Origin of the sequence: Ensifer sp. LC384 (assembly GCF_001695865.1) — a bacterium.
In the GTDB taxonomy this organism is placed as follows: domain Bacteria; phylum Pseudomonadota; class Alphaproteobacteria; order Rhizobiales; family Rhizobiaceae; genus Ensifer.
The window spans coordinates 49447-76296 of record NZ_MBST01000007.1; the positions used below are offsets into that span (position 1 = coordinate 49447).

30 protein-coding genes are annotated in these 26850 nt (G+C 62.7%); 13 read left to right on the forward strand and 17 right to left on the reverse strand.

Annotated elements, in window-relative coordinates; genetic code table 11:
• Positions 1 to 114: 114 nt before the first annotated feature.
• Entirely contained in the window at positions 115 to 1041 is a 927-nt protein-coding gene (locus BC363_RS08370; RefSeq protein WP_065782332.1) for a bestrophin family protein, read from the reverse strand.
• Between the two features lie 252 nt (positions 1042 to 1293).
• Between BC363_RS08370 and BC363_RS08375 the strand changes: the two genes are divergently transcribed.
• The gene (locus BC363_RS08375; protein ID WP_065782330.1) at positions 1294 to 1872 is read left to right on the forward strand and encodes a dihydrofolate reductase family protein; all 579 of its coding nucleotides are present in this window, start codon (positions 1294 to 1296) and stop codon (positions 1870 to 1872) included.
• Between the two features lie 58 nt (positions 1873 to 1930).
• Here BC363_RS08375 and BC363_RS08380 read toward each other — a convergent pair whose 3' ends face one another.
• Together BC363_RS08380 and BC363_RS08385 are read right to left on the reverse strand one after the other, a co-directional pair.
• Positions 1931 to 2317, reverse strand: a complete 387-nt coding sequence (locus BC363_RS08380; RefSeq protein WP_065782329.1) for an MmcQ/YjbR family DNA-binding protein — start codon at positions 2315 to 2317, stop codon at positions 1931 to 1933.
• Complete coding sequence (locus tag BC363_RS08385; protein WP_065782328.1) at positions 2314 to 2523, reverse strand: hypothetical protein; 210 nt, start codon at positions 2521 to 2523, stop codon at positions 2314 to 2316. Before BC363_RS08385 ends, BC363_RS08380 begins: the two co-directional genes overlap by 4 nt.
• A gap of 90 nt (positions 2524 to 2613) precedes the next feature.
• On the opposite strand from BC363_RS08385, the gene BC363_RS08390 reads away from it, so the two are divergent.
• On the forward strand, positions 2614 to 3576 hold the full coding sequence (locus BC363_RS08390) for a LysR substrate-binding domain-containing protein (protein WP_065793290.1): 963 nt from the start codon (positions 2614 to 2616) through the stop codon (positions 3574 to 3576).
• A 119-nt stretch (positions 3577 to 3695) separates the two neighbouring features.
• On the opposite strand, the gene BC363_RS08395 is transcribed toward BC363_RS08390, so the two are convergent.
• On the reverse strand, positions 3696 to 4355 hold the full coding sequence (locus BC363_RS08395; RefSeq protein ID WP_065782326.1) for a glutathione S-transferase family protein: 660 nt from the start codon (positions 4353 to 4355) through the stop codon (positions 3696 to 3698).
• A gap of 222 nt (positions 4356 to 4577) precedes the next feature.
• Between BC363_RS08395 and BC363_RS08400 the strand changes: the two genes are divergently transcribed.
• The 4 genes from BC363_RS08400 (at position 4578) to BC363_RS08415 (ending at position 10042) form a co-directional block, all read left to right on the forward strand.
• Entirely contained in the window at positions 4578 to 4931 is a 354-nt protein-coding gene (locus BC363_RS08400; protein ID WP_065782325.1) for a hypothetical protein, read from the forward strand.
• A 161-nt stretch (positions 4932 to 5092) separates the two neighbouring features.
• Entirely contained in the window at positions 5093 to 6469 is a 1377-nt protein-coding gene (locus BC363_RS08405; protein ID WP_065782324.1) for a PepSY domain-containing protein, read from the forward strand.
• A 170-nt stretch (positions 6470 to 6639) separates the two neighbouring features.
• Positions 6640 to 8973, forward strand: coding sequence for an EAL domain-containing protein (locus BC363_RS08410; protein ID WP_065782323.1), 2334 nt, complete (start codon positions 6640 to 6642; stop codon positions 8971 to 8973).
• A gap of 280 nt (positions 8974 to 9253) precedes the next feature.
• Positions 9254 to 10042, forward strand: coding sequence for a L,D-transpeptidase family protein (locus BC363_RS08415; RefSeq protein WP_065793291.1), 789 nt, complete (start codon positions 9254 to 9256; stop codon positions 10040 to 10042).
• Between the two features lie 218 nt (positions 10043 to 10260).
• Here BC363_RS08415 and BC363_RS08420 read toward each other — a convergent pair whose 3' ends face one another.
• Positions 10261 to 10737 (reverse strand): MarR family winged helix-turn-helix transcriptional regulator, encoded by a 477-nt coding sequence (locus tag BC363_RS08420; protein WP_065782322.1) that lies wholly within the window; start codon positions 10735 to 10737, stop codon positions 10261 to 10263.
• Between the two features lie 117 nt (positions 10738 to 10854).
• Here BC363_RS08420 and BC363_RS08425 point away from each other — a divergent pair, with 117 nt between their 5' ends.
• Positions 10855 to 11277 carry an organic hydroperoxide resistance protein gene (locus BC363_RS08425; protein WP_065782321.1) on the forward strand — a complete coding sequence of 141 codons (423 nt, stop codon included), beginning with the start codon at positions 10855 to 10857 and terminating at the stop codon, positions 11275 to 11277.
• Positions 11278 to 11405: 128 nt separating this feature from the next.
• On the opposite strand, the gene BC363_RS08430 is transcribed toward BC363_RS08425, so the two are convergent.
• Both BC363_RS08430 and BC363_RS08435 read right to left on the reverse strand, forming a co-directional pair.
• Entirely contained in the window at positions 11406 to 11618 is a 213-nt protein-coding gene (locus tag BC363_RS08430) for an alkylphosphonate utilization protein (protein ID WP_025426258.1), read from the reverse strand.
• A 205-nt stretch (positions 11619 to 11823) separates the two neighbouring features.
• Entirely contained in the window at positions 11824 to 13386 is a 1563-nt protein-coding gene (locus BC363_RS08435) for a helicase HerA-like C-terminal domain-containing protein (protein WP_065782319.1), read from the reverse strand.
• A gap of 71 nt (positions 13387 to 13457) precedes the next feature.
• On the opposite strand from BC363_RS08435, the gene BC363_RS34235 reads away from it, so the two are divergent.
• Positions 13458 to 13745, forward strand: coding sequence for a hypothetical protein (locus BC363_RS34235; RefSeq protein ID WP_139110005.1), 288 nt, complete (start codon positions 13458 to 13460; stop codon positions 13743 to 13745).
• Positions 13738 to 14130, forward strand: a complete 393-nt coding sequence (locus tag BC363_RS08440; RefSeq protein WP_065782317.1) for a hypothetical protein — start codon at positions 13738 to 13740, stop codon at positions 14128 to 14130. The genes BC363_RS34235 and BC363_RS08440 overlap by 8 nt, the downstream gene beginning before the upstream one ends.
• Positions 14131 to 14290: 160 nt before the next feature.
• On the opposite strand, the gene BC363_RS08445 is transcribed toward BC363_RS08440, so the two are convergent.
• The 3 genes from BC363_RS08445 to BC363_RS08455 all read right to left on the reverse strand — a co-directional run bounded on the left by BC363_RS08445 (position 14291) and on the right by BC363_RS08455 (position 17676).
• Positions 14291 to 15451, reverse strand: a complete 1161-nt coding sequence (locus BC363_RS08445; RefSeq protein WP_065782315.1) for an MFS transporter — start codon at positions 15449 to 15451, stop codon at positions 14291 to 14293.
• Between the two features lie 119 nt (positions 15452 to 15570).
• Positions 15571 to 16407, reverse strand: coding sequence for an aldo/keto reductase (locus BC363_RS08450; RefSeq protein ID WP_065782313.1), 837 nt, complete (start codon positions 16405 to 16407; stop codon positions 15571 to 15573).
• Between the two features lie 87 nt (positions 16408 to 16494).
• Positions 16495 to 17676 (reverse strand): MFS transporter, encoded by a 1182-nt coding sequence (locus BC363_RS08455; protein WP_065782311.1) that lies wholly within the window; start codon positions 17674 to 17676, stop codon positions 16495 to 16497.
• A 140-nt stretch (positions 17677 to 17816) separates the two neighbouring features.
• On the opposite strand from BC363_RS08455, the gene BC363_RS08460 reads away from it, so the two are divergent.
• Entirely contained in the window at positions 17817 to 18710 is an 894-nt protein-coding gene (locus tag BC363_RS08460; RefSeq protein WP_065782430.1) for a LysR family transcriptional regulator, read from the forward strand.
• 45 nt (positions 18711 to 18755) lie between these two features.
• On the opposite strand, the gene tam is transcribed toward BC363_RS08460, so the two are convergent.
• The 5 genes from tam to BC363_RS08485 all read right to left on the reverse strand — a co-directional run bounded on the left by tam (position 18756) and on the right by BC363_RS08485 (position 22633).
• The gene (gene tam, locus BC363_RS08465; protein WP_065782309.1) at positions 18756 to 19529 is read right to left on the reverse strand and encodes a trans-aconitate 2-methyltransferase; all 774 of its coding nucleotides are present in this window, start codon (positions 19527 to 19529) and stop codon (positions 18756 to 18758) included.
• 12 nt (positions 19530 to 19541) lie between these two features.
• Positions 19542 to 20204 carry a haloacid dehalogenase type II gene (locus BC363_RS08470; RefSeq protein WP_065782306.1) on the reverse strand — a complete coding sequence of 221 codons (663 nt, stop codon included), beginning with the start codon at positions 20202 to 20204 and terminating at the stop codon, positions 19542 to 19544.
• 181 nt (positions 20205 to 20385) lie between these two features.
• Positions 20386 to 20946, reverse strand: coding sequence for a phosphatase (locus BC363_RS08475; RefSeq protein WP_065782304.1), 561 nt, complete (start codon positions 20944 to 20946; stop codon positions 20386 to 20388).
• Between the two features lie 113 nt (positions 20947 to 21059).
• A complete protein-coding gene (locus BC363_RS08480) occupies positions 21060 to 22100 on the reverse strand; it encodes a zinc-dependent alcohol dehydrogenase family protein (protein WP_065782302.1) in 1041 nt (346 codons plus the stop codon).
• Positions 22097 to 22633, reverse strand: a complete 537-nt coding sequence (locus BC363_RS08485) for a GNAT family N-acetyltransferase (protein WP_065782298.1) — start codon at positions 22631 to 22633, stop codon at positions 22097 to 22099. The genes BC363_RS08480 and BC363_RS08485 overlap by 4 nt, the downstream gene beginning before the upstream one ends.
• A gap of 155 nt (positions 22634 to 22788) precedes the next feature.
• Between BC363_RS08485 and BC363_RS08490 the strand changes: the two genes are divergently transcribed.
• Positions 22789 to 23670: a branched-chain amino acid aminotransferase gene (locus tag BC363_RS08490; RefSeq protein WP_065782428.1), complete on the forward strand. Its 882-nt coding sequence runs from the start codon at positions 22789 to 22791 to the stop codon at positions 23668 to 23670.
• A gap of 191 nt (positions 23671 to 23861) precedes the next feature.
• Here BC363_RS08490 and BC363_RS08495 read toward each other — a convergent pair whose 3' ends face one another.
• Positions 23862 to 24200 (reverse strand): hypothetical protein, encoded by a 339-nt coding sequence (locus tag BC363_RS08495; RefSeq protein ID WP_065782296.1) that lies wholly within the window; start codon positions 24198 to 24200, stop codon positions 23862 to 23864.
• Positions 24201 to 24422: 222 nt separating this feature from the next.
• Here BC363_RS08495 and BC363_RS08500 point away from each other — a divergent pair, with 222 nt between their 5' ends.
• On the forward strand, positions 24423 to 25025 hold the full coding sequence (locus BC363_RS08500) for a superoxide dismutase (RefSeq protein WP_065782294.1): 603 nt from the start codon (positions 24423 to 24425) through the stop codon (positions 25023 to 25025).
• Between the two features lie 317 nt (positions 25026 to 25342).
• Here BC363_RS08500 and BC363_RS08505 read toward each other — a convergent pair whose 3' ends face one another.
• The gene (locus tag BC363_RS08505; RefSeq protein ID WP_065782290.1) at positions 25343 to 26038 is read right to left on the reverse strand and encodes a YafY family protein; all 696 of its coding nucleotides are present in this window, start codon (positions 26036 to 26038) and stop codon (positions 25343 to 25345) included.
• A gap of 131 nt (positions 26039 to 26169) precedes the next feature.
• Between BC363_RS08505 and BC363_RS08510 the strand changes: the two genes are divergently transcribed.
• Entirely contained in the window at positions 26170 to 26808 is a 639-nt protein-coding gene (locus BC363_RS08510) for a LysE family translocator (RefSeq protein WP_065782289.1), read from the forward strand.
• Positions 26809 to 26850: the final 42 nt, after the last annotated feature.

The following is a 26850-nucleotide window of genomic DNA, read 5'->3' on the forward strand; positions in this document are numbered from 1 at the left end:
ACCCTGCATGGCAGATAGGAAATAAAGCTGAAAGCTGCAAGATTTGATCGCGGCTATCTTGGCGTGCGTCGTCCGCCGCGCGGTCTGGCCCGCCGGTTCGCCGAAGTCGCGCGGCTACATCAGTATGTAGTTCTGCGGTTGCGGCAACTGAGGCAGGTCCGTCTCCCCCAGCGCCTCGCGCAGGTTGATCTCGATCGTATCGGCAAGTGCCACGATCGGCAGGTCGTTCGGCAGGGTACCGAACGGCTCCTCCAGTTCGTCGCCAAGCGCGTCGAGGCCGAAGAAGGTGTAGGCGACGAGCGCGGTTACGAACGGCGTCGCCCACCCGAGTGCGTCGGCAAAGCCGAAGGGCAGGAGGAAGCAGAAGAGATAGGCGGTGCGGTGCAGAAGCAGCGTATAGCCGAAGGGAACCGGCGTGTTGCGGATACGCTCGCAGGCGGCCAGCACGGCCGACATGCGCCCGACCGTGCCGTCCAGCATCATGTACTGAATATCGCTGATCCTGTCGGCGGCACGCAGGCTGGCAAGCGTGGCGCCGATTTCGCGCAGCAGCAGGTCGGGGGCATTGCGGCTGGCCTTGTAGGCCGGCAGAAGATCTACCGGCAATCTCCGCAACGCCTTGTCTTGCTGACTGCCCGGCCGCAGGTGGCAGACCAGGGTCTGTGCAAAGGTGATCACCAGATTGAGCAGGCGTGCGCGCGCGCTGTCCATGCCCTCCGCACCGCTCGCGCCGAGGATCAACGTCTGGCGGGCAAAATCGCGGGAGACGAAAATCAGCTGTCCCCAATCCTTGCGGGCCTCCCACCAGCGGTCGTAGCAGGCGTTGTTGCGAAAGCCGAGAAACACGGAAAGGGCGATGCCCAGCAGGGCAAACGGCCCGCTGTTGACGCTCGGCACCATCGCGGGAAAGGCCTGGTGGGCCCAGACGACGCCTCCGGACAGGGCGAAGACGAACAGCACTTGTGGAAAGATCCGCTGGATGACCGAGCCGCGCAGGATGAAGAAGAGCTTGAGAAGGCTGGGGCGGTCACGAACGATCATCGACGGCTACCTGTGCGGTAAGGATTTAGCATCGGTATAGGCGCGGCGCGAAAATTGGAAGAGCGCGCGATGTCGATCAGCGTTCTGATCCGCCCCCACGGTACAACCGGCAATGGGAGTCGGTGGTCTGCCCGCCGCCCGTTGTTATCGCGATCGGCGCGGTTGCACCGGCCCCCGACAATATTTCAGACAGCCTGTCGGCACGCGGGCGGCCCGCTCGTCCTTGATGAGAGGATCGAAGAGGAGACGGAAATGCGCAAGGTTGTTGCTGGCATGCAAATGTCCATCGATGGCAAGATCGATGGTCCCGATGGATATGCCGACTGGGTGGATTCCTGGTCGGATACGTTCGACCTGTTGCCCGAAATAGATGCCTGCGTGCTCGGAAGCGGCATGTATTCGGGCTACGAGCAATATTGGAGCGCGATCAAGGCCGACCCGCATAGCCCGCTCGAATTGAGCGGCAAACTGCCGACTGCGGAGGAAATCGAATACGCCGACTTTGCCCTGAACACGCCGCATTATCTGCTGTCCAAGAAGCTCGACGGCGTACGCTGGGCAAATACGACGGTGCTGCGCGACGCCGCGGGAGTCGACGCTTTGCGGCAGCGACCGGGCAAGACGATCTATATCGTCGGTGGCGCGCAGACGGTTTCCGGCCTGCTCGACCGGGGTTTCATCGATGAACTGCGCCTGACAATCCACCCCCTGGTGGTGGGGGAGGGCAAGGCGCTGTTTGCAACGATCGCGCAGCGGCATCGTCTCCAACTCAACGAAGCGAGGTCGCGCCCGGACGGCACTGTCAGTCTCGTGTACAGCGTCGGCAATTGATTGAACTGCCCGCCGTGGTTCGAGCAGCACAGGTCGGTGTTGCCGATCGCGAGCGTCCTTACGCCGAAAAGCCGGCCGACAGCTTCCTCGGCGCCTTCTCGCGCCAGGCGGCGATCAGCCTTTGGGTCAGGCTGGCGTCGTCGATCGCGCCAAGACGCACCAGCATCGCCGGCCATCCCTTGTAGTGATCGGTTTCGAAGAAGAGTGGTGGGTCGAGTTCCAGCAGCATTTCCTTTTCTTCAAGCGCACACATCACCACCAGGGTTTCGGCATCCTTCATGCGCGCGAAGCTCTTGCCCTTCACCAGCAGCGCCGGCGTACCATAGGAAGTGCCGAGCGAAACCTCCGGCAGGCCGGCGGCCTCAGTCAGCTTCACGACGCGGGCAAAACGGCCGTCGAGGTCTTCGCTGGAGCGATCGTGATGTGCGGCCGGCGGGTGGTTCATCGCCCACCTGCCGGCAAGCAATCGCAGCCGCACTCGGCCGCCTTCGGCCACGGCCAGCCCGGGAAAGGCAGGTCGCCGAGTTCGCGCCCGTCCATCCGTTCGAGATCGGGATGCTGCAGCGGGTCGCGCGCCCAGGAGAGCGAGGCGTCCTGCCGGGCGTCTGTCAGAGATCGTGTCGGCTTCAGCAAAGAGAAAATCTTCAGCATGGCGGACCATCCTTTCGATGCTTGAGAGCATCTGCCTGTTTGGTCACAATTTCAATTGAGATTGCCGCACGGCAGGTTTAGAAAAACTATATGAGAGATTTGAACGCCATTCACCTGAACGGCTTGCGGGCGGTTGAGGCGGTCGGTCGCCTTGGCTCGCTGGCGGCGGCTTCCGGCGAGCTGGGGGTGACACCTGGCGCGGTCAGCCAGCAGATCGCGAAGGCCGAGGCGCAGCTCGGCCGCATCCTGTTCGAGCGCACATCGCGCGGATTGGTGGCCACGGATTTCGGCCGGCTGTTCCTGGCGCGGCTGAGCAATGCGTTTGGCGAGCTGGCCGAGGCGGTTGCCTCCGCGCGCCGGCGAGATGAATCGGTGCTGACGATCTCCGTCGCCCCGGTCTTTGCCGCCCGCTGGCTGGTCTATAGGCTCAACCGTTTCGCCGAGCGCCATCCGGACATCAGGCTGCGCATCGACGCGACCACCCGGCTCGTCAATCTCGATACTTCGGATGTCGACGTCGGCATTCGCGTTGGCGAGGGGCGTTGGCCGGGCGTTAAATCGGAACTGTTGCTGGAGCAGGAGGTTTTCCCCGTCTGCTCGCCGGCGATGGCTGAAAACCTGCGTGAGCCTGCAGATATTCTAAAGATGCCGGCGGTGATCGACGGCCATTCCATGTTCACCTGGGAGGTCTGGCTGCGCGAGGTCGGGCTTTCCGGCGCCGAATTGGGCGTGCGCCATACCTTCAACGAGGCCTCGCTCGTGCTCGATGCCGCGATTGCCGGCCAGGGCGTGATGCTCGCCTGGCAGACGCTTGCCGGTTTTGCCGTGACCGAGGGCAGTCTCGTCGTTCCCTTCGGCATACGCGCCAAGACGGGCTACGGCCACTACTTCGTCAGCTCGCCCGCAAGGCGGGAGAGCAAAGCCACGACAGCCTTCAAACGTTGGGTTCGCGACGAGGTCGAAGAGGGTATGCGGCTGCTCGACCTCAAAGCGCCACGCACCCGTTTCAAGCCATCGCTCGCGAGCGACTACAGCGCCGCGCGTCAAATATGACGCGCAAAGGACGCTGTAACGCATTAAACTTGCTGCATAATTTTGTCCTTAAATCGGATCCGATTTAAGGAATTATGCAGTAGTGTCGCCTCGACGGTCCTGCGTTCGATGGCAAAAACCTATTCGGCTTCCTTCGACCGCACCTCCATCATCGCCTTGAAAGCCGGACGCGACTGGCAGCGTGCAAGCCACGTCTTGACCTTCTGATGCCGGTCGAACAGTTCCGCCTGGCTCATGGCATAGCGGAAAACTTCCGCCAGGTTGAGATCGGCAACGGTGAAACGATCTCCGACGATGTGGTCACGGCTGGCGAGATGCTTTTCGAGATGGGCAAAGGCCTTGCCCAATGCCGCGACGGCGGCCGCGATCTTGGCTTTGCCCTCATCGGTGTTTTCGGTGCCGGCGTCACAGGTGAGAATGATGCGCACGGCGTGCGGCTCGACTTCCGTGGCGGCCCACATCGTCCAATTGCCCATCATGCCCTCTTCGCGGACGTCGGCTGGTGCAAGCGGGCCGCCATATTTGCGGGCGAGGTAGAGATTGTTGGCAAGCGATTCCGTCAGAACGAGACCATCGTCCTCGATCGCCGGGATCAAGCCCATCGGGTTGACGGCAAGGAAACTTGGCGTCCTGGTGTTAACAGGCGCGTCGTCTGCCAGCGGATCGGCCAGCCGGTATGCCTGCATGACCGGAACGGACTTGAAGGGAATGCCGAGTTCTCCCGCCATCCAGTAATTGCGCGATGCGCGCGAGCGATAGACGCCATAGATCGTCAGCATGTCCGGCTTCCTCCTGCGATTTGCGTGTCCTCGTCATAGGCAATCACGGGGCGTACAAGAAGTGGCGCGCGTTGATACCCCGCATGAAATCTTTTGATGAAACGATCGCTGCGACGGCAAGGCCGCTTGTCTTTCAAGCCTTCGCACTCTAGCAATCCCAGCATCGATTTGGGGGCTTGATTGGCGCGACGGCGGCGAGAACGGAGCAGGCTGGACCTGGCAGTGCGCATTTTTTGCGCGCTGGCATTTGCCGTTTTCGCCCTGGTGCAACTGCCTGCCGGCGCCGCGATGCGGGCCTCGCCGGAGATGGCAGCCTATGTCCTGCCCGACGGCTCGCTTCCCGACCTCTGCCTGACCGGTCATGACGATCCGGATGGCAAGGGCGGCACGAAAGCGCATGGATGCCAGTCCTGCTGCCTTGCAGGGCCGGTAGTGCTGCCTGCGCCACAGGCGGTTCACACCAAGACTTCGCCCGCTTTCCTGGCGCTCTCGTCGCCCGCAGCGGAGCTCCTGCTTGCCCGCCCGGTCCTTTTGACCGGCTCCGGACCCCGCGCGCCTCCGCGGCTTGCCGCCTGATCTGCCTCTAAGGGTTGAATGCCAGAGCGGGGGACACCGCCGACGAGAGCGTCTCGGCCGGCACGTTCACTCCGAGACCCGGCACAACCACGACATCCAGACTTCAAGCAAGGGTAAGCCGCCGGCTGATCATCGCCGGGCTTTTCCCGCGGGGGACACCCATGACGACTGCATCTCTTTCCGGCGCGGCGCGACTGCCTGATGTCGCCGCGCGCGGCATTTCGCTTTACCGCGCCATATGGCGCTGGCACTTCTTCGCCGGGCTTCTGGTCATTCCATTCATGATCAGCCTGGCCGTGACCGGTGGGCTTTATCTCTTCAACGACGAGATCGACGACACGCTCTTTGCCTACCGCAATATCGTTCCAGTCGGGGAAGCGCGGCTGCAGCCCTCTGCAATCGTTGCCAATGCCGTCGAGGCGGTGCCGGGCAGCGCGGCAGTCGCCTATCGCACGCCGGCCGGCGCCGATCGATCGGCACGCGTGACGGTGGGCGTAGGCGCAGGGCGCCTGATGGTCTACGTCGACCCCTATACCGCCGACATTCTCGACATGGTCGCTCCCAATGAGGAGTTCAACCAGGTGGTCGAGGACCTGCACAGCCTCGACTATTTCGGCAAGCGTGTCGAAACGATCATTGAGATCGTCGCGGGGCTTGCGATCCTGCTCGTCTTCACCGGCATTTATCTCTGGTGGCCGCGACAGCAGACCGGTGGCGTCATCACGGTTCGGGGTACGCCGGCGCGGCGGGTGTTCTGGCGCGACCTGCATGCGGTTACAGGCATCGCCTCGGCGCTGCTCATCGTCTTTCTCGCCTTTTCCGGCCTGCTTTGGTCCGGCTATTGGGGTTCGACCGTCAATGGCAAGCTGACGGCTGCCGGCATGGGCTACCCGGCCGAACTCTGGGACGATGTGCCGACCTCGACACAGGTGTCGACCGACGTGCTCACGAAGGCCGGCTGGCTGGTGGAGAACGCGCCGGTTCCGACATCGTCCAGGGGTGGCGGATCGGTTCCGTCCATAGGGGTCGACAGGGCCGTCGCGATTGCCGACAGGGCCGGCATGTTGCCGGGCTATGAGCTGGCACTGCCCGGTGATACGACCGGCGTCTACACCGCGGCGATCTTTCCGGCCGACCTTTCACGCGAACGCACGATGCACGTCGATCAATATTCCGGCGAGCCGCTGGTCGACATCGCCTTTGGCCAGTACCCGCCGCTCGGCAAGGCGATCGAATGGAGCATCAACGTTCATAAAGGACAGGAATGGGGGCTGCTCAACCAGCTCCTGATGCTCGCGACCTGCGCGGCGATCATACTCGTGTCGGTTTCGGCGGTCGTGATGTGGTGGAAGCGGCGTCCGGCCGGACGCGTCGGCGTGCCGCCGATGCCGCCGCGCCGCAGCATCTATGCGGGGTTGTGGCTGATGGCGTTGCTGTTCGGGCTGGCCTTTCCGCTGACCGGTATCGCGATCGTCGTGATGATCGTCGCGGACCAGGCACTGATGCTGGTTCCGCCATTGCGCAGGGTTCTGTCCTGATTTGGCATGGGGCGGCTCGCGCTGCCCCATCTTTCCGGCTATGCTGGACACCAAAATGCAACCTCTGCACGATTTTCCCTGTCTTATTTAGGGAAGGCTAACTTTTGGTCGCCTATCTTGGGTTGGGGAAAGTCAGACCGATCTCGACACTGTGCTTCCGGAGGCCTTGCTTGGCGAAGAACACGTCCTGCAATCCGCGTTATGCGGCCCTCAATGCGGGTGGCAACGAGGATACGCGCCGCCTGATCGACGCGAGCAATCGTCTGGCCGAAGAGATGAGCCGGATTTTTCCGGCCGACCCTGACATTGCCGACCGGCATTACTGGTTGGAAACGATCATCAACCACGTTCCCGACTATATCTACGCCAAGGATATCGAGGGCCGTTTCCTCATCGCCAACCAGGTCACTGTCGCCGACAACGGGCTGGAATCGCTTGGCGACATCATCGGCAAGACCGATTTCGACCTGCATCCACGGCATCTGGCCAAAGTCATCGCCGACGTGGAACGCCGCGTGATCGAGACGGGCGAACCGATCTTCGGCATCGAAGAGCGCGCGATGGTCACCAAGGGCCGCGATCGCTGGCTGATGACATCCAAGGTGCCATTGCGCAACAAGTGCGGCAAGATTGTCGGCATCGTCGGCGTGTCGCGCGACATCTCCGACCGAAAGGCGGCCGAACGATTGCTTGAAGGGCAGGCGCATCTTCTGGAGATGATCGCCAACGGCCGGCCGCTCGAAGAGTTTTTTCGCGAACTGATCCTGCTGATCGAGGCGCTGGTGCCGCGAATCCGCGGCTCGATCCTGCTGCTGTCGGCCGATGGCCGTCACCTGCTGCATGGAGCGGCCCCGAGCCTCGACGAAAGCTATTGCGGCATCATCCATGGCGTCGAGATCGGGCCGAAGGCCGGCTCCTGCGGCACGGCTGCCTGGCGGGGCGAACAGGTGATCGTTGCCGATATCTTCACCGATCCGCTCTGGGAGGATCATCGCGAGATCGTTCGGCCCTACGAGTTCAGGGCCTGTTGGTCGACGCCGATCCATTCGCGCGAACGAAAGGTACTCGGCACCTTTGCCCTCTATTCCGAGGCGGTGTGCGTTCCTGACGAGCCCCAGAAAGAACTGATCGCCATGGCCGCTCATCTGGCGGGCATTGCGATCGAGCGCAAGCAGGCTGAAGACCGCATCAGCTTCATGGCTCACCACGACCCGCTGACCGGCCTGCCGAACCGGGCCCTGTTCGAAGAGCAGGTCGCCGAAGCCCTGGAGGCCTTACGCGGGACGGGGCATTGGGCGGTGCTCGCTTTCCTCGATCTCGACAACTTCAAGCTCGTCAACGACACGCTCGGCCATGCGGCGGGCGACGAACTGCTCAAGATGACCGCCGCGCGCATGCGCGCATCGGTGCGCAAGTCCGACATGGTCGTCCGCGTCGGCGGCGACGAATTCATCCTTCTTCTGAACGGCCTGCCCTGCGAGCGCGATGTCGTGCTCGCCCGTCTCGAGGATATTCGCGCGGCTATCGCTGCTCCCATGCAGATCAACGGCCGCAGCCTGCAGATATCCTGCAGCATGGGCGTTGCCTGTTTCCCCAACCAGGGCAAGACCGTCGGCGAGTTGCTCGCCAATGCCGACATGGCGATGTATCGGGCCAAGGAACTCGGTCGCAACAATCTGCAGGTCTTTACCGAGGAGATGGCCGGCAGGGCACACGAAAAGCTGCTGAAACAGGCGGAGTTGCGGGAAGCGATCTCTCGCGAGGAATTCCTGCTGCATTTCCAGGCGCAGATGAATCTTGAAACCGGCCGGGTCTTTGCCGCCGAAGCGCTGCTTCGCTGGCGCCATCCCGAGCGCGGCATGGTTTCGCCGGCGGATTTCATTCCGTTGGCCGAGGAGACCGGGCTGATCGTGCCGATCGGCGACTGGGTGCTGCGTGCCGCCTGCCGACAGTGCAAGGCCTGGCATGAGGCCGGGCTGCCGTTGCTGATCGTCAGCGTCAATGTTTCCGCACGGCAGTTCCGTGAGCGAAACTGGGCAACGCATGTCGCTGCCGTTCTCGCGGAGATCGGACTCGATCCGCAGTACCTGGAGCTGGAGCTGACGGAGAGCCTGATCATGCAGGATGTGCCTGGCGCATTGGCGACCATGCACGAGCTGGAGGCGATCGGTGTGCACCTGGCGATCGACGATTTCGGCACGGGATATTCGAGCCTCAGTGCATTGAAGCGGTTTCCCGTGCGTCGCCTGAAGATCGACCGCTCCTTCGTCGAGGACATTCCGGCCAGTGTCGACGACAAGGCCATCACCGCGGCGATCATATCGCTGGCGCAGAATCTCGGCCTGAGGGTGATTGCCGAAGGGGTCGAAACCCAGGCGCAAGTGGAATTCCTGCGGCACAGTGGTTGCAACGAGATCCAGGGCTACTTCTTCAGCCGGCCGCTCGCGTCCGCGGATTTCGCTGCGCTGTTGCGCCAGCCCGGGCTGAACGCCGACAGCATCTGATTTGTGCCGTCGCATCCGCTACAGCGCCGCGCGTCTTATCAGACGCGCAAAGGTCGCTGTAGCACTTTAAATTGCTGCATGTTTCCTTAAATCGGATGCGATTTAAGGAAACATGCAGTATCAGGCTGTCGGAAATGTGATCCGACGTTTATTGGCACAAGCCTCGTTCCAGCCGTAGATGCCAGCATTCTCAAATTGAGCGGGTCTGCGCGAATCGTTTCATTAATCAATTTCGTGCAGCACTCCAGTTCGTCGCCGCACTCAAGCCTTTCAGAGTTCGATGTCCTCTTCAGTCATTTTCTCCCGCCGCCAGTTCCTGCGCACATCAGGCATTGCGCTTGCCTCGGCAGGCCTTGCAAGCTGCACGTCCTCGATGAACACCGACCGTTTCCGCATGGAAACGGCGCCGGTCTTCCGTAATCCTGCTCTTGAAGGGCGTTGGGTCGATCCGCGTGCCGAGGGCATTCTGGAGGCCCCCATTGATGAGGGGCCGCTGCCGACGGGCCTGCCGCCGCAGAGCGCCTATTACGGCGACATTTACGCTGCTATCGACGATGGCGGTTATCAGATTCCGGCGGTGCCCTACCGTCAGATCGACGCGCGTTTCTATCGCCAGGAAGTCAGCGATCCCTTTGGCGAGCGCCCAGGCACGATCGTCGTCGATACCGGCGATCGGTTCCTCTATCTGATCCAGCCCGGTGGCAGCGCACTGCGCTACGGCGTCGGTCTCGGTCGCGAGGGCTTTGCCTGGTCCGGCCGCGGCGTCATTCAGTGGAAGAAGAAGTGGCCGCGCTGGACGCCGCCCGATTCGATGATCGCACGTCAGCCGCAACTGGCGAAGTATTCCGCCGGCAATGGCGGTATGGCACCTGGTATCGATAACCCGCTGGGCGCCCGCGCGCTCTACATCTTCCAGAACGGGCAGGATACGCTTTACCGTGTCCATGGCTCGCCTGAGTGGAAGTCGATCGGCAAGGCTGTTTCGTCGGGTTGCGTGCGCATGCTCAACCAGGATGTCATGGATCTCTATGACCGCGTGCGCGGCAAGGCGCCGATCCTCGTCGTCTGATCTGCCTTACTGCATAATTCCTTAAATCGGAATCGATTTAAGGACAAAATTATGCAGCAACTCAAAGTGTTACAGCGACCTTTGCGCGTCTAAATAGTCCGCGTGCCCGCACCATGGCGCCCGGTTCTTGTTCCGCGCAAATCGGCGCGGTCACTGCGCGCTCGGCAAGCTTCTCACGTGTTGAAGTTTCGACGTTGCCGTCGGTGCGACGGCGACGATCAGCTTTCGCTCTCGCCCGAGGAGAGCCGTCGCGTCAACTGGTGCAGGGTTTCCCTGATTTCACCGGCTTCCTCCAGGCTGCATCCCGACGCCTTGCCGATATCTGAAAGAATGCCGAAGGCCTCTGTCTTGAGGTCGCGACCTTTCGCGGTCAGACTGACGATCACCTGCCGTTCGTCGCCGGGATCGCGTTGGCGACCGACATAGCCTCCCGCCTCCAACCGCTTCAAGAGAGGGGACAGCGTTCCCGAATCGAGCCCGATTTCCTCGCCGATACGCTTGACCGTCATGCCGTCCTGTTGCCAGAGCGCCAGCAGCACGAGATATTGCGGGTAGGTGAGGCCGAAACGATCGAGCAGCGGCTTGTACGCGCGGTTGAAGGCATGCGCAGCAGAGTAGACGGCGAAACAGAGTTGTTTGCCGAGCGTCAGCGCCTCGTCCGGGAGCATGTCGAATTGTGCCGCTTTGGTCGTCATTCCGGCATTGTTGCAAATTTAGGTCGAAAATGCAATTTGCAAAATTAATTTGCATGCAATTTAATTTTGCAATATGTAATCTGCATTGACATCGAAACCGCAAAGGAGACCCCGCCAATGCCCATTCTCTATCGTACCACTGCATCCGCAACCGGTGGCCGCGCAGGCCAGGCCAAGAGCACCGATGGCGTTCTCGACGTCACGCTGACCGTGCCGAAGGAACTGGGCGGTGACGGCGCCCGCGGCACCAATCCCGAGCAGCTTTTCGCAGCTGGCTATTCCGCCTGCTTCCTTGGTGCGCTCAAGTTCGTCGCCGGCAAGGAGAAGGTAAAGCTTCCCGAAGACACCAAGGTGACGGGCACGGTCGGCATCGGCCCGCGTGATGACGGCACGGGCTTCGGCATCGACGCCGCGCTCGAAATCTCGTCGCCAGGCGTCGACAAGGCGGTTCTCGAAGATCTTGTCCAGAAGGCGCATATCGTTTGCCCCTACAGCCATGCGACCAAGGGCAATATCGACGTCACGCTGACGGTCGCCTGAAAATCCTATCTTCCTCAGGAAACAAGAAAGCCCGGCGAGATGGTTCCCGCCGGGCTTTTGTTTGTCTTCATCGTGAGATGTAGTGCCATTGACGGCGAAGGCAGTTTCTGCGCCTGCCCGCGGCAGCATCAGGCTTTCTTCAAGAACTCGGTACGAAGCACCAGGCCCTTGATCTTTTCGACCCGGCACTCGACTTCATCGGGGTTGTCGGTGAGGCGGATGCCCTTGACCACCGTGCCGCGCTTCAGCGTCGTCGACGTGCCCTTGACCTTCAGGTCCTTGATCAGGGTGACGTTGTCGCCGTCGTTGAGGATGGCGCCGTTCGAATCTTTCACGTCCATGGACTGTTCCTTTCAAGATGTAGGGCACGCCCCGATCCGGTGGATCAGGGCGTGCAGAAATCGTCATTCGTATCGTCTTGGCGGATCAAGTCCGCCTCTTTGCGTTAGAGCGATTCCGCTTTAGACGGACTCACGGAAACGCTCCATCTCTTGGTTTTACGTAATTCCTGACGGAAAACCGCTGCGCACCTTTCCTGGAAATACTTTAGCGCCTGCTGAGGCTGCCGAGGATGCCGCGAACCAAAGCGCGACCGACCTGGGTCGCAACGGTGCGGGCAACCGATTTCATCGCCGCTTCCACCACGGTCTCCCGTTGATATCCGGAGGAACGCGGACGGGCCTGCTTTCCGGCAGGCGCCGCCGGCTCGTCGTCGCCGAAGCCCGGAAGCGTCCAGCGGCTCCCGCCGGTATTGGCCTCCACCGGTACCTGCTCGGCTTGCTGTTGCGCTTCCGCCGCTTTCCTGGCCCGTGCCGTCAGCATTTCATAGGCCGATTCACGGTCGAAATCTTCGTCGTACTGGCCGCGAACGGGGCTGACATCCATGACCTTCTGCCGCTCGTCCGCCGTCAGCGGGCCGACGCGGGACTGCGGCGGGCGCACCAAGGTGCGCTCCACCATCGTCGGCGCACCCTTGCCTTCAAGCGTCGAGACCAGGGCCTCGCCGGTGCCGAGATTGGTGATGACGGTGGCGCAGTCGAACTCCGGGTTCGGACGGAAGGTGTCGGCGGCGGTCTTCACCGCCTTCTGGTCGCGCGGCGTATAGGCGCGCAGCGCATGCTGGACGCGATTGCCAAGCTGGCCGAGGATCGTTTCCGGCACGTCGAGCGGGTTTTGTGTCACGAAATAGACGCCGACGCCCTTGGAGCGGATGAGGCGCACGACCTGTTCGACGCGCTCTGTCAGCACTTTTGGCGCATCGTTGAACAGCAGATGCGCCTCGTCGAAGAAGAACACCAGCTTCGGCTTCTCGGGGTCGCCGACTTCGGGCAGCTCCTCGAACAGCTCGGACAAAAGCCAGAGCAGGAAGGTCGCGTAGAGGCGCGGGTTCATCATCAGCTTGTCGGCGGCAAGCACCGAGATCGCGCCGCGGCCGTCATTGGTCGTGCGCATGATATCGGTGATCTTCAGCGCCGGTTCGCCGAAGAAATGTTCGGCGCCCTGCTGTTCCAGGATCAGCAGTTCGCGCTGGATCGAGCCGACCGAGGCCTTGGAAATGAAGCCGAACTGGTTGGAAAGCTGGGTGGCGTTCTCGCCCATGTAGTTGAGCAGCGCCTGCAGGTCCTTCAGATCGAGCAACGGCAGGCCGCCCTGGTCGGCGATCTTGAAGGCGATGTTGAGCACGCCTTCCTGGGCATCCGTCGCGTTCATCAGCCGCGACAAGAGGAGGGGACCCATTTCCGACATGGTGGTGCGGACGCGGTGGCCCTTTTCCCCGTAGAGATCCCAGAAGATCACGGGGAATTCCTGGAACTCGTAAGGGTTGGTCGGCAGGCCGATCTGTTCGGCGCGCTTGAGGATGAAGTCCTTGGTCTCGCCGATCGCGCCGATGCCCGAGAGGTCGCCCTTGACGTCGGCGCAGAACACTGGAACGCCGGCGTTCGAAAACCCTTCGGCGAGGATCTGCAGGGTGATGGTCTTGCCGGTGCCGGTGGCGCCGGTGATGAGCCCGTGGCGGTTGCCGAATTTCAGCTCGAGATATTCGCCTTTGTTGATCGAGTCGTCCGGCTTGCGGCTGGCGCCGATAAAGAGCTTGCCTTCTTCCACCATGTGGGCTTCATCTCCGTTTCATCAATGAAAGCGGGCGGTTCGCGGCTTGGCTGCCGGGGCCCGCCATCGAAATGTGGCTCGACCCTGTTATAGGCGGTGCCGCTCCACCCGGCAACAAGGCGATTGTGGCGCGCAACCGCGAAACCAGCGGTGCTGGCGGCGGCCGATCGGTCGCATTGCCAACCGGTCACGAGCGTGAAACGATTGTTCTGAGCCGTGGTTGCGATGAGACGGACGACGGGCTGCCCGAAAGCTGGTGGATTGCCCGGCATTCCATCCGTAGTCGCTTGTTATTTCGCAAGCGATCATTTACCTTGACGTCAACGTCAAAATTCAACGAGGGAGTTTTCCATGAATGAACTGGTCACGCGCGTAGCGGAGAATGTCGGCCTTGAGCCTGCGACGGCCGAAAAGGCTGTCGGCATGATCCTCGGCTTCCTGCAGCGCGAAGCGGCCGACGGCCCGGTCGCCCAGATGATCGAATCGATCCCGGGCGCAACCGACCTGATCGCGCAGTACAACGGCGAGGGCACGGGCGGCGGCGGTCTGCTCGGCGGCCTGATGGCGGCGATCGGCGGCGGCGGTGTCATGGCGCTCGGTCAGCAGCTCATGAGCCAGGGCCTGGGCATGGGCGAGATCACCTCGCTCGCCAAGGAAACCATCGCTTTCGCCAAGGAAAAGGCTGGCGCCGACGTGGTCGACGAAGTCGTCGCCTCGGTCCCCGGCCTCAGCCAGTTTGTCTGATCGCTTTCGGACGCGTTCAAAGAAAACCCACCGGCGCTTGTGCCCGGTGGGTTTTTTTGTCCGGGCGTCATGCTCTGGAGCGACGACAGGGCGCTATCGGGCCTGGGCGCGTGTTTTTGGCGATGCGCTCGCTCGGCTTTGCGGGCGCTGACGGCGGCGCCTATCGCCGACCGGCGACGGCGAAAATCAGCGTGAAGACGACCAGCACCATGCCGACGCCGAGCGGACCGGCGGTGGGGTTGATCAACGCCATGAGAAACCCGGTGGCGCCCGATCCGGCCGCGCTGCCGGCGGCATAGGCGAGCGAGAAGGCGGCACTTCCAGCCACCAGCATGCTGCCGCGATATTGTTCGCCGAGCATGGTCAGCGCCGCTGTATAGAGCGCGAAGCTGGCAGCGCCGATCAGCGCGAACAGCGCTAGCAGCAGCGGCGCCGATGTAACCAGCGGAATGGCGAGATAGCCGGTTGCCGCCACCGCCGCTGCCGAGATCGCCACCCGTCGACGGGGCAATTTGTCGAGCAATACGCCGATGAAGGGCTGCGCCAGTGCCGTCGGCACCGCGAGCACCGTGACGCTCAACGCTGCAAAGGCCTGGGAATGGCCCGACTTGACGAAATAGACCGGCATCGCCGAGATTGCTGCAATATCGGCAAAGCCAAACATCAGCACCATCAGGATCAGGATCGGCGCGTGCCGGAAAAAGGCGAAGAGATCGCGCGTCGATGATGGCTCCGGCCGGGTCCGCGCGCCCATCGTCAGAAGACCGGTCAGGAAGGCGACGAGCGCGATATAGATCGCCAGCAGTGCAAAGCCGAGGCCACCGCTGGTGCCAAGAAGCGGGATTGCCAACGGTCCGGCGGCAAAGCCGCCGCACATGCCGGCGCCGTATAGGCCGGAAACCCTACCGCGCAGCCGGTCCGGACAGGCGGTATTGAGCCAGGCCTCGCCCAGCATGAAGACCATGCTGACGAAGAAGCCGAGAGCGAAGCGGGCGACAAACCAGATCGGCAGCGAGGACGTGGCTGCAAGCGTTGCGAGGCAGAGCGAACAGCCGCAGAGGCTGGCGATGATCAGCTTGTCAGCAGTGGCACACCGCGTCAGGTGCCCGAGCAGCAGGGTCGCTGCGGCAAGGCCGGCAGCAAAGCCCATGGCGTTGAGACCGATCGTGGCGGTCGAGACGCCGCGGCCTTCCAGCGAGAGCGAAATCAAGGGATAGGTGAGGCCCTGTGCGACGGAAAAGGCGGTAACGCCAAGCACGACGGCAATGATGGCCGGCCAGTCCGGAGCGATGTCGCCCACCTCAACGGTTTTCGACGTCATCGACCCCTCCCTTCGACAGTGCGTCCCCTCGGGAGATCGGCATCGATCCCCCTGGGGATCTGCTTAGATCATCCGCCGCCGGTTTGGAACTCGACCGGCGGCGGATCGGCAAACTATTGTCAGGCGGCCTTGTCCCAAACCGGCGACAGGTCTTCGGGGCTGACGATGCGGCCGTCCGGACGGGCAAGCGCATGAATCGCTGCCATCTCGCCGTCGCCAAGCGCGAAGTCGAAGATGTCGAAGTTTTCCTTCAGTCGCTCGATCGTCGCTGTCTTCGACAGGGTGATCACATCCTTCTGCTGCACCAGCCAGCGCAACGCCACTTGCGCCGCCGTCTTGCCGTGGCGCGCGCCGATGTCCTTGAGCAGCGGATCGTTCGGGATCTTGCCGTTGGCCATGGCGTAGTAGGCGGTGATGGACATGCCGTGCTTGCGGGCGGTGCCGAGCACCCTCGTCTGGTCGAGATAGGGGTGATATTCCACCTGGTTCGTGGCGATCGGCGCGTCGCTGAGCTTCGCCGCCGCTTCCATCTGCGCGGTGTTGAAGTTGCTGACGCCGATATGGCGAACCTTGCCGGCCTTATGGACTTCGTTCAACGCGCCGATGCGCTCGGCCATTGGCACGTCGCTACCGCCTGGCCAATGCAGGAGGAGCAGGTCGACGTGATCGGTCTTGAGCTTCGTCAGGCTCTCGTCGACCGAGGCGAGAAAGTCGCGATGGGCATATTTGTCGACCCAGACCTTGGTGGTGAGGAAAATGTCGGCGCGCGCGATGCCTGATTTGTGGATGGCCTCGCCGACCTCGGCCTCGTTGCCGTAGATCTGGGCGGTGTCAACGTGGTGGAAGCCGAGCTTCAACGCTTCCGGCAGCACGCGCAGCACATCGGCACCGGGCATGCGGAAGGTGCCGAAGCCGAGCGCCGGGATGTTGGCGCCGTTGGAATTGACCGAATGCATGTGGGAACTCCTTGTTTTTGCAGAGCGCCCGGCCATCGGCCGGGCGGGAAAGAGACGAGGATATAGGTGGGCCTGACGGGCGCTTCTTCAAGCCGGTTGGGCGACGGTTTCTGCCTTGCGGTCAAGTGCGCCGCTCAGAAGTGTGAGCAGCAGCGCGCCCACCACCAGAACGGAACCGACGACCGGCGTCATGCCGAGGCCGAGCGACGAGGCGACGACGACGCCACCGAGCCAGGCGCCGATGGCAATGCCGAGGTTGAAGGCGGCAATGTTGAGCGCCGAGGCGACGTCGACGGCACCCGGCCGATGCTGCTTGGCAAGCTGCACGACATAGAGCTGCAGGCCGGGCACGGTGGCAAAGGACAGGAAGCCGAGGGTGGCCAACGTCACCAGCGTCAGGGCTTGGGAGGTGGCCGTGAAGGTGAAGAGCGCAAGGACGATGGCTTGAGCAAGGAACAGACCAACCAGAGCCTTCACCGGATCGCGGTTGGCGATCTTGCCGCCGGCGATGTTGCCGATCGCGATCGCGACGCCGTAGAGCACCAGGATCAGGCTGACGGCACCCTCGGAAAAGCCGGTGATTTCCTGCAGGATCGGCGCAAGGAAGGTGAAGGCGACGAAGGTGCCGCCGTAGCCGAGGGCGGTCATGGCGAAGACGACCAGCAGCCGGCCGGAGCCGAGAACGCGCACCTGGTCGATCAGCCGTGCCGGCGGCGCCTTGGTCAACGTGTTCGGCAGCAGAGCTGCAATCGCGGCAAGAGCGATGACGCCAAGCCCGGTGACGGCCCAGAAGGTGGCACGCCAGCCAAAAGTCTGGCCGATCCAGGTACCGAGCGGCACGCCGGTGACGATCGCCACCGTCAGGCCCATGAACATCATGGCGATCGCCGAGGCGCGACGGTCCTCGGGCACGAGGTCGGCGGCGATGGTCGAGCCGACGGAGAAGAAGACGCCGTGGGCGAAGGCGGAGATGACGCGGGCAATCAGCAGCGGCTCGTAGCTCGGCGACAGCGCTGCTGCGGCGTTGCCGACGATGAACAGCGCCATCAGGCCGACCAGCAGCGGCTTGCGTTCGATCCGGCCGGTAAGAGCAGTCAGGATCGGCGCGCCGAAAGTGACGCCGAGCGCGTAGACGCTGACGATGAGGCCGGCAAGCGGCAGGGTGATGTGGAGGTCGCTCGCGACCGTCGGCAGAAGGCCGACGATGACGAATTCGGTGGTTCCGATCGCGTAGGCCGCGACCGTCAATGCAAAGAGCGCAATGGGCATGACAAGACCTTTTCCCGCCCGGTTGGGAGCGACCGGGCGTTTTGGTGTTGATGTGTTCGAGGGGAATATGAGGGTGGAGAGCTTGCGCGATAATCCGTATAATCGGACAAACGACTGTGAACCAAATTCAAAGGTGAATGATGGACAACCGCGCCGGTGAGATGGAGGTCTTTGTTGCTGTCTGCGAAACGCGCAGCTTCTCTGCCGCCGGCCGGCGGCTGAGACTATCGCCGTCCGCCGTCAGCAAGCTGGTCACCCGGATCGAGGATCGGCTGGGCACGCGCCTGCTGGTGCGCTCGACCCGGACCCTGCAATTGACGCCGGAGGGCGAAGTCTATCTGCAACGCGCCCAGCGCATCCTGACCGAGATCGCCGAGACCGAGCAACTGGTTGCCGCCGGTGGCCGGCTCTCTCCCCGCGGGCTTCTGCGCGTCAACGCATCGGTCGGCTTCGGCGAGCGCTACATCCTGCCGCTGGCGCCTGAGTTTCTCGAGCGCTATCCGGACGTGCGCCTCGATCTGACCCTGACGGACAGCTTGATCGACGTGGTCGGCGAACGGGCCGACGTGGCGATCCGGACCGGTCCCTTGCGCGATTCGTCGTTGAAGGCCCGCAAGCTGATGGAAAGTCGGCCGGTGGTGATCGCGTCCCCGGCCTATCTCGCCAGACATGGCGTGCCGCAGACGCCGGCCGACCTGGAAAATCACAATTGCATTCGCTTCAACTTCCGCCGCAGCGTCGACGAGTGGGCCTTTCGTGCGCCAGGGCAAGCCTCGGTCGAGCTTCTGTCCGTCTTTGGAAACCTGCAGGTCTCGAGCGGCGCGATCGTCCAGCAGCTCTGTCTCGCCGGTGTCGGCATCGGCCGGATCGGTCGCTTCCACGCCGAGCCGGATCTGGCCGCGGGTCGGCTGGTCGCATTGCTGGAGGACTATCGGCCCGACGAGATCGAAACGGTCTATGCCGTCTATGCCGGCCACGAACATCTTGCTGCCCGCATCCGTGCTTTCATCGACTTCCTGGTCGAACGGATCTGATGCCTGTCTCCCGAATTTTGCTGGCGCTGTCCTGTCTGACCTGTCTTAGTCGGCCTTGACGGCGACGACGAAGAATCTGGGGAAGCGCAAAAGCACCCGGCCATCGCTCAGGGCCGGATAGGCGTCACGAATCCGGTCGGTATAGGCCGCGGAAAAGGCGTCGCGTCGCTCCGGCGGCAGCGCATCGAGATAGGGGCGCAGTCCCGTACCCTTCACCCATTCGACGATCGCTTCGGCGTTCGCCAGCCGGTGATAGTAGATGGTATGCCAGACCTCGATATGGGCCGCATGCTGTGACAGGCGCTCGACATAGACAGAGGGCGCCGGCAACGGATTGCGGCGGATCGTCCGGCCTTCGAAGGTGTCGGCGAAGTCCGCGCCGCGGGCCGTTTCTTCCATCAGCAGATGGGTCGGCTGGTCGAGGTTGTCGGGCATCTGCACCGCAAGCGTGCCGCCGGCGGCAAGGGATGCGGTCAGCTTTTCCAGGACGTCGAGGTGACCGGGCAGCCACTGGAAGACGGCATTGGCGAAGAACAGCGAGGCGCCCTTGGGCGGTGCCCAGGTCGCCAGATCGGTCTTCTCGAAAGTCAGGCCCGGCAGCCGCTTGGCGGCGGTGAGCAGCATGTTCTCGTCGCTGTCGAGGCCGGAAAGCGGCGTGTCCGGAAATCGCTGATGGATCAGTTCGGTCGAATTTCCCGGACCGCAGCCAAGGTCGAAGGCAGGACCCGACGGCAGGTCCGGAACCTGCGCCAGCAGGTCGCGGGCCGGCCGCGTGCGCTCATCTTCGAATTTCAGGTATTGCGACGCCGACCAAGCCATCGAGACAAACCCTCAGATACCGAATTGCAGACTTTCGAGCGAAGGTAGGATCAACGCCGGGCCCTGGTCGCGATATTCGTCGGGCATGTCCGCCCGATTGATCCAGACCGTGCGGAAGCCGAACTTCGTCGCGCCTGCAATGTCCCAGCGGTTTGACGACTGGAAGGAAACCGCATGCGGGTAAAGCCGGTAGCGGGTGGTGACGATATCATAGACCGCAGGTGCCGCCTTGTAGGTCTTGACCGTGTCGACGGAGAAGACGTCGTCAATGACGATTTCGAGCGCTGCATTGTGCACGGCCGCGGCCAGCATATCAGGAGAACCGTTGGAAAGGATGGCGAGCCGCGCTCCGCGCTCCTTCAGCCCTTTCAGAACGGCGGGGACTTCGGGGTAGCAATCGAGCGTCCAATAGGCATCGAGCAGTGGTTTCCTCAGCTTGCGGTCAGCGGACGGGAACCGGGAAAAGGCATAGTCTAGCGACTGCTCGGTCAGCTGCCAGAAATCCTGATAGGCGCCCATCAGGGAACGCACCCAGGAATATTCGAGCTGCTTGGCCCGCCAGAGCTCGGAGAAGGCCTGTCCGTCCGGGCCGATCTCGGCAGCATGGCGCCGAACCGCCGCATGCACGTCGAAAAGCGTGCCGTAGGCATCGAACACATAAGCCGCGTGGGACATTCTTTCCTCCCGTCCATCATCTCCGGCCGCACGGCGGGACAAGATATCTTATCTCGTCAAAGCGTAGCCGAAAACAAAGACTTACCGCATTGTGCCGGCGGAGGCACGCCGCGAACACCGTTCTTTTGCGTGATCATGGCAAAGATTTGTGCATTGCACAACGACATTGCGCTGTCAGCCGTCAGCCTTTGCCGGGTTTCCAGACCTTCGCCGGGAAACGCAGGGCCTGCCTGGCAAGCTTTCCCTTGAGCCCAAGGGCTGTGTCGCAGAGCCCGACCACATGCCGGTTTGGCTTCGCCTCCGGTCGTAGCGCATGCAACGCGGCGGCCGCCTCTTCGGGCGACATGTATCGGGCAAGAATGCCGAGGCTCAGCGCCGTCGCACGACCGATGCCGCGCAGACAGTGGACCAGGAGATGCGCGTCCTCAGCCAGGCTGTCGACAAAATTGAAGGCTGCCTCGATCGCGTCCGGCCGCGCGGCGTCGGGTGCATCGGGGTCGGTGGCGTCGCCGAAATAGAGTTCGAGGTGCCTTTCCGGTGGCAGTTCGATCATCGACAGCAACCGGCTCGCCGGCGCCCGCATCGAGATCAGGTGCGTCGGTGCCCAGAGCGCCCGATTGTGCCGGGCTTCCGTTTGAGAGCTGATGATCATCCGGATGGGCCAGCCGTTCGGATGGGTCGGATTGGCATTGAGAGCAGGGCTGTAGAGTTCTTCCCCGGTGGCAGCTGCCGCTAGCGCCATGACAGGACCTCGTCGTGATTCTTCCTGTGATGATTTTGCCCTGAAAACGGTTCCGACTTAAGGGCAAAATCGCATCCGCCACCAAAAGCAAACAGCCTTTGAGACGTGCCCGTTCAGAACCGGGTAATCACACTGATGCCAAGGTCGGTCGCGCGGTCCATTGAAACGAGGGCAGGGATCGCCTCTTCGAGCGAGACTTCGCGGCCGATCAACTGCTGCGGTTGCAGCTTGCCGCTGGCGATCATCGACAGCATGGCGTCGTATCGCCATGCCTGCATGCCGTGGCTGCCGTAGATTTCGAGCTCATGGCCGATCACCTGTGCCATCGGGATTTCAGGCGTGGCATGGTCGCCGAGCATCAGGCCGACCTGCACGTGGCGGCCGCGCCGGCGCAGGTTCTTGATCGAGTTGAAGCAGGTGACGGGATGGCCGAGCGCATCGATCGAGACATGGGCGCCGCCGCCGGTAATTTCTTTGACTGCGCCGGCGACATCGTCCGTGTCGCGGCCGTTGACCGTGGCGACCGCGCCGAGTTTTTTGGCGAATGCGAGCTTGTCTTCGGCAATGTCGATTGCGATCGGATGCGCGCCGAGCGCGGCGGCAATCATGATTGCCGATAGGCCGACACCGCCGCAGCCGTGGACGGCGACCCACTCGCCGCCCTTGACCCGTGCCTGGTCGGCGACGGCGCGAAACGAAGTGGCAAACCGGCAACCGAGGCTGGCGGCCGTCTTGAAGTCCATGTTTTCCGGCAGGTGCACCAGGTTCTGGTCGGCGAAATCGAGCGCAACATATTCGGCAAAGGAGCCCCAATGCGTGAAGCCCGGCTGGAACTGCACCTCGCAGACCTGCTGGTTGCCCGAGCGGCATTCGCCGCAGCGGCCGCATCCGGAAACGAAGGGTACCGTCACCCGGTCGCCGACCTTGTAGCGCACCACGCCGCGGCCGGTGGCGGTCACGATGCCGGCGAGCTCATGGCCCGGCACGTGCGGCAGGCGAATATCGGCGTCGTGCCCCATCCAGCCATGCCAGTCGGAGCGGCACAGGCCCGTCGCCTCGACCTTGACGACCACGCCGTTTTCGGTCGGCGTCGGATCGGGAAGCGTGCGGATCTCGGGCGTCTTCTCGAAGGCGTCGTAGTACATGGCTTTCATCGGGGCACTCCTTGCGATGTCTGAGCCGGTGCGGCGCGGCCATCTATGTGCCGCGCCATCAGAATTTCGTCGACCTCTTCCTCGCCGTCGAGGAGGCCGCCCGGAACGCGCCCGATTTCGCGGAACTCTTCGCGCTCGTAGAAACGGATGGCCGTCTCATTGTCGGCGCGGGCGACGAGCTCCAGCATCCGGATGCCGGCCGAGCGGGCATGGTCGGTCAGATGTGCGAGAAGCTCGCGCGCCACGCCGGAACCGCGCGCCTCGCGGCGCACATAGACCATGATGATGGTGGCACGGTGCGCCATCCGGCTGGAGCGCTGCCGCATGAGCCCCATGATGCCGACAGGCTCATGCCCGTCGAGCGCGACGAAGACGGTGTTTGCGGCGAGCCTTGCCTGCCATTCCGCTGTCGAAAGCAGCGCCCAATCCGCCGCGGTGGAAGCGAAGGCCTGCGGCTCGCGGTGCAACGCCTCCAGCCGTATGCGGCGGAAGATTTCCACGTCGTCCTGATCAAGATGCCTGATGGTGCGCACGTCTGCCCCTTTTCCTTTGTGCGAGAGACTACGCGAGAGGCCGTTGCGGTGCCAGAATGGACGCCATGACATTTTTTGATGTACCCATTCACCCCCATGCTGCTTTTTCGAGCTATGGCGGAAGATACGGAAGACAAAACGTGAAGGAGACGCCGATGGCCGTCGATACATCCCCCCGCTCAGTGACCTGGACCTTTGTCGACGGCGAATGGCTGTCCGGCAATCCGCCGCTGATCGGTCCGACCTCCCATGCCATGTGGCTGGGTTCGACCGTATTCGACGGTGCCCGCTTCTTCGACGGCGTCGCGCCGGACCTCGACCTGCATTGCCAGCGCGTCAACCGCTCGGCAACGGCGCTCGGGCTGAAGCCGACCATGAAGCCGGAAGAGATCGAGGCCCTGAGCTGGGAAGGCGCCAAGAAATTCGACGGCCAGACGGCGCTCTACGTCAAGCCGATGTACTGGGCCGAGCATGGCGCGGCCGGCGTCGTTGCGATCGATCCGGAATCGACCCGCTTCGCGCTGTGCCTGTTCGAGGCGCCGATGGGCAACGGCCATGGCGGCTCATCGCTGACGCTGTCGCCGTTCCGGAGGCCGACGCTCGAATCCATGCCGACCGATGCCAAGGCCGGCTGCCTTTATCCCAACAACGCCCGCATCCTGACCGAGGCGCGGTCACGCGGCTTCGACAATGCGCTGGTGCGCGACATGCTCGGCAACATCGCCGAAACCGGCTCCTCCAACGTCTTCCTGGTCAAGGATGGGGTCGTGTTCACGCCGGCTGCCAACCGCACCTTCCTGGCCGGCATCACCCGCTTCCGCGTCATGACGCTGTTGCGCGAGGCTGGTTTCGAAGTTGTCGAAGCGACATTGTCGATGGCCGATTTTGAAGCTGCCGACGAGATCTTCACCTCCGGCAACTACTCCAAGGTCTTGCCGGTCACTCGCCTTGACGAGCGCGACCTGCAGGCCGGGCCGATCGCCGCCAAGGCGCGCGATCTCTACATGGATTGGGCACATTCCAGCCAGGACGGCTGAGGAGGTCAACGCTCGGTGCGGGTCATGGTGCCCGCGCCACGGTCGCGGCCCAGGTCGGCTGTGATTCGCAACCCATTGTGGCGCTGGGTGGAATGGTTTCCGGCCGATTGCTCGATGACAGGAGCCGGAAACCGTTTGTACGCGAAGGCTCGCGCGTGTCGACGATCTGCGATCGTCGACACGCGGCTGGGCTACTGGTCCGTTGCCGGTGCCACAACCGTGACCGTGTCGGGCGCCAGCTCGCCGCCGATTTCCACCGTCTTCTTCTGCTTGTCGTAGACGCAGATCTGGGTCACTGCATTTTCCGCGCCCTTCGGCTTGCCGGAGACCAGCGCCAGCCCGAAGCTCTCGGAGCCGAACGGGTCGACGACAACGATCGGCTTATCGAGCGAAGGGGCGGCCGAGATGCATTTCTCCGAAACGTCGGCCCGGAATTCTTCCCAGGCATCGCCGGAGGATGCATGGGCGCCGGTCGCGACAAATCCGGTTGCAGCGACAAGGGCAAGGGTCAGGATCGGGCGATGCGGCATGGACAGTCCTTATTCTCAAACGGTTGCATTGACCTTCACGCTGCCCGCGAAACGTGGCGCGAATGTGCTCGGGGGGCGCGCGCTTTCAAAATGATGTTGAAAGTATATTCCGTGGGTTGAGGAAAAATTGGCATTGCATCGGTTGCCTCCTTCAAGGCCGGTGCCTATGTTCCCGCTCACAGATTTCCCTGACGAAATCCCATGCCAAGAGGAGATGCCCACATGGCTTTCGAATTGCCGAACCTTCCCTATGACTACGATGCGCTGGCGCCCTACATGTCGCGCGAGACGCTCGAATACCACCACGACAAGCACCACCTCGCTTACGTGACCAACGGCAACAAGCTTGCCGAGGAAGCCGGCCTCTCCGACCTCTCGCTCGAGGACGTCGTCAAGAAGTCCTACGGCACCAACCAGCCGCTGTTCAACAATGCCGGCCAGCATTACAACCACATCCACTTCTGGAAGTGGATGAAGAAGGGCGGCGGCGGCACCAGCCTGCCGGGCAAGCTCGACGCAGCCATCAAGTCGGACCTCGGCGGCTACGACAAGTTCCGTGCCGATTTCATCGCGGCCGGCACCGGCCAGTTCGGTTCGGGCTGGGCATGGCTTTCGGTCAAGAACGGCAAGCTCGAAATCTCCAAGACCCCGAACGGCGAGAACCCGCTCGTTCACGGCGCTTCGCCGATCCTCGGCGTCGACGTCTGGGAACACTCCTACTACATCGACTATCGCAACGCGCGTCCGAAGTACCTCGAAGCGTTCGTCGATAGCCTGATCAACTGGGATTACGTGCTCGAAATGTACGAAGCGGCTTCCAAGTAAGCCTTCGCAACAATCGACTTCGAGACCCGGCGCTTGCGCCGGGTCTTTTCGTTTGCGGTGGCATTGGACATGGCTGGTCCGCCGTCACCAAAGTGTCATCGCCCGGCGCTAGGCAGAGGCGCCATGCACGCAGACACACAGCCTCTCCTCCGCTTCGGCGTCATCGCCGACCCGCAATATGCCGCCGTGGAACCGAATCAAGGGCATGGTCGAAACACCGGATACGACAGCCTATGCGATCGTCGAGGTCCATGCGGGCAGAATGGAAATCCGCGGCTATGGGCGAGAGACAGACCGCACACTCCAACTGACAGCGGTCACGCCCCGCCTGGCTGCGTCCGCCATCCGCTGATCCAGAGGTCCCTCAGACCTTCCCCTTCGCCCGGGAAAAAGTCGTCGGTCGCTTCGCAGTGTTCGACCCGATCGGCGCGAAAGTTGCGGATCGCCTGGCGCAGTTCACACCAGGCGACGATGTTGGCGGTTTCGGAGTAATAGATCAGCGCGATCGGCCGGATCATCCGCTCGGTGGCGCGGCCGAGTTCGTCGCGATAGTCGATGCCGAGCTTGCGTTCGTCCCGGATCGCCCGGCGTACCAGCGCCAGATCGACGCCGGCGGGCGAGGGCGCCACGGTTCCCCAGGCGTGCAGCGCTTGGCTGCGAAAGGCGAGCCGCAGCGGTTCGGGCACGGCGCCGGTGATCTTCTGGTTGACGCGGCCGGCCGCCGCCTTCAGCTCCTCGTCTCCGGTGCGCGCAAGCAGCGCCAGCGCCAGCACGATCGCCTCGGTTTCCTCGATCGAGAACATCAGCGGCGGCAGGTCGAAGCCCGGGCGGAGAATGTATCCGATGCCGCGGCCGCCTTCGATCGGCACGCGCATGGCCTGAAGGGCAGCGATATCGCGGTAGATCGAGCGCGGTGTCACCTCCAGCGTTTCGGCCATATCGGCCGCCGTCACCGGTTTCCGAGCGAGCCGGAGGATCTGGATGATCTCGAACAGCCGCGAGGCCTTGCGCATCGAAAAAACTCCGCCGCTTCAAACGCTCCTGACAAGACCCTGTCAGTTGCAGGCGCTTATAACATCCAGCAACGGATTGAAAAATAAGCAATCCGCTCACGCAACGATCGAACGGACCTCGGACAACTGACATGAGCTACTCGGAAAATCTCTGGCTATTCTTCACCCTTCTCTTCGGCATCATCATCGTGCCGGGGATGGATATGATCTTCGTGCTGGCGAATTCGCTGACCGGAGGTCGAGCCTCCGGCCTGTCGGCGACGGCCGGCATCATGGCTGGCGGCGTGCTGCATACTCTCTATGCGGCGCTCGGGGTCAGCGTCATCCTTCATCTGGTGCCGCAGCTCTTCAACGTCCTGCTCGTCGGCGGTGCCGCCTATATCGCCTGGATTGGCTATTCCCTTATCCGCAGTTCGATCACCATCGGCGGTATCGACGGCACCGGGCGGCTCTCGCGTTGGGCGAGCTTTCGCCAGGGCGCTCTCACCAGCCTGATGAACCCCAAGGCCTATCTCTTCATGCTGGCGGTCTATCCGCAGTTTCTTAAGCCGCAATTCGGGCCGGTATGGTCGCAGGCGGTGATCATGGCGTTGATGATCGCCACTACCCAGCTCGCCGTCTATGGCGGTTTGGCGCTGGCCGCCGGTCGCGGTCGCGATTTTCTCGTCGGCAGCCCGGGTGCGACCGTTCTGATCGGCCGCATTGCCGGCATCGTCCTGGTGCTGGTAGCAGCCCTCACCGTCTGGCAGGGCTGGGCCGGCGCGAGATAGGTCTCAGAGTATAAACATGATTACTGCAATCATGTTATAGGA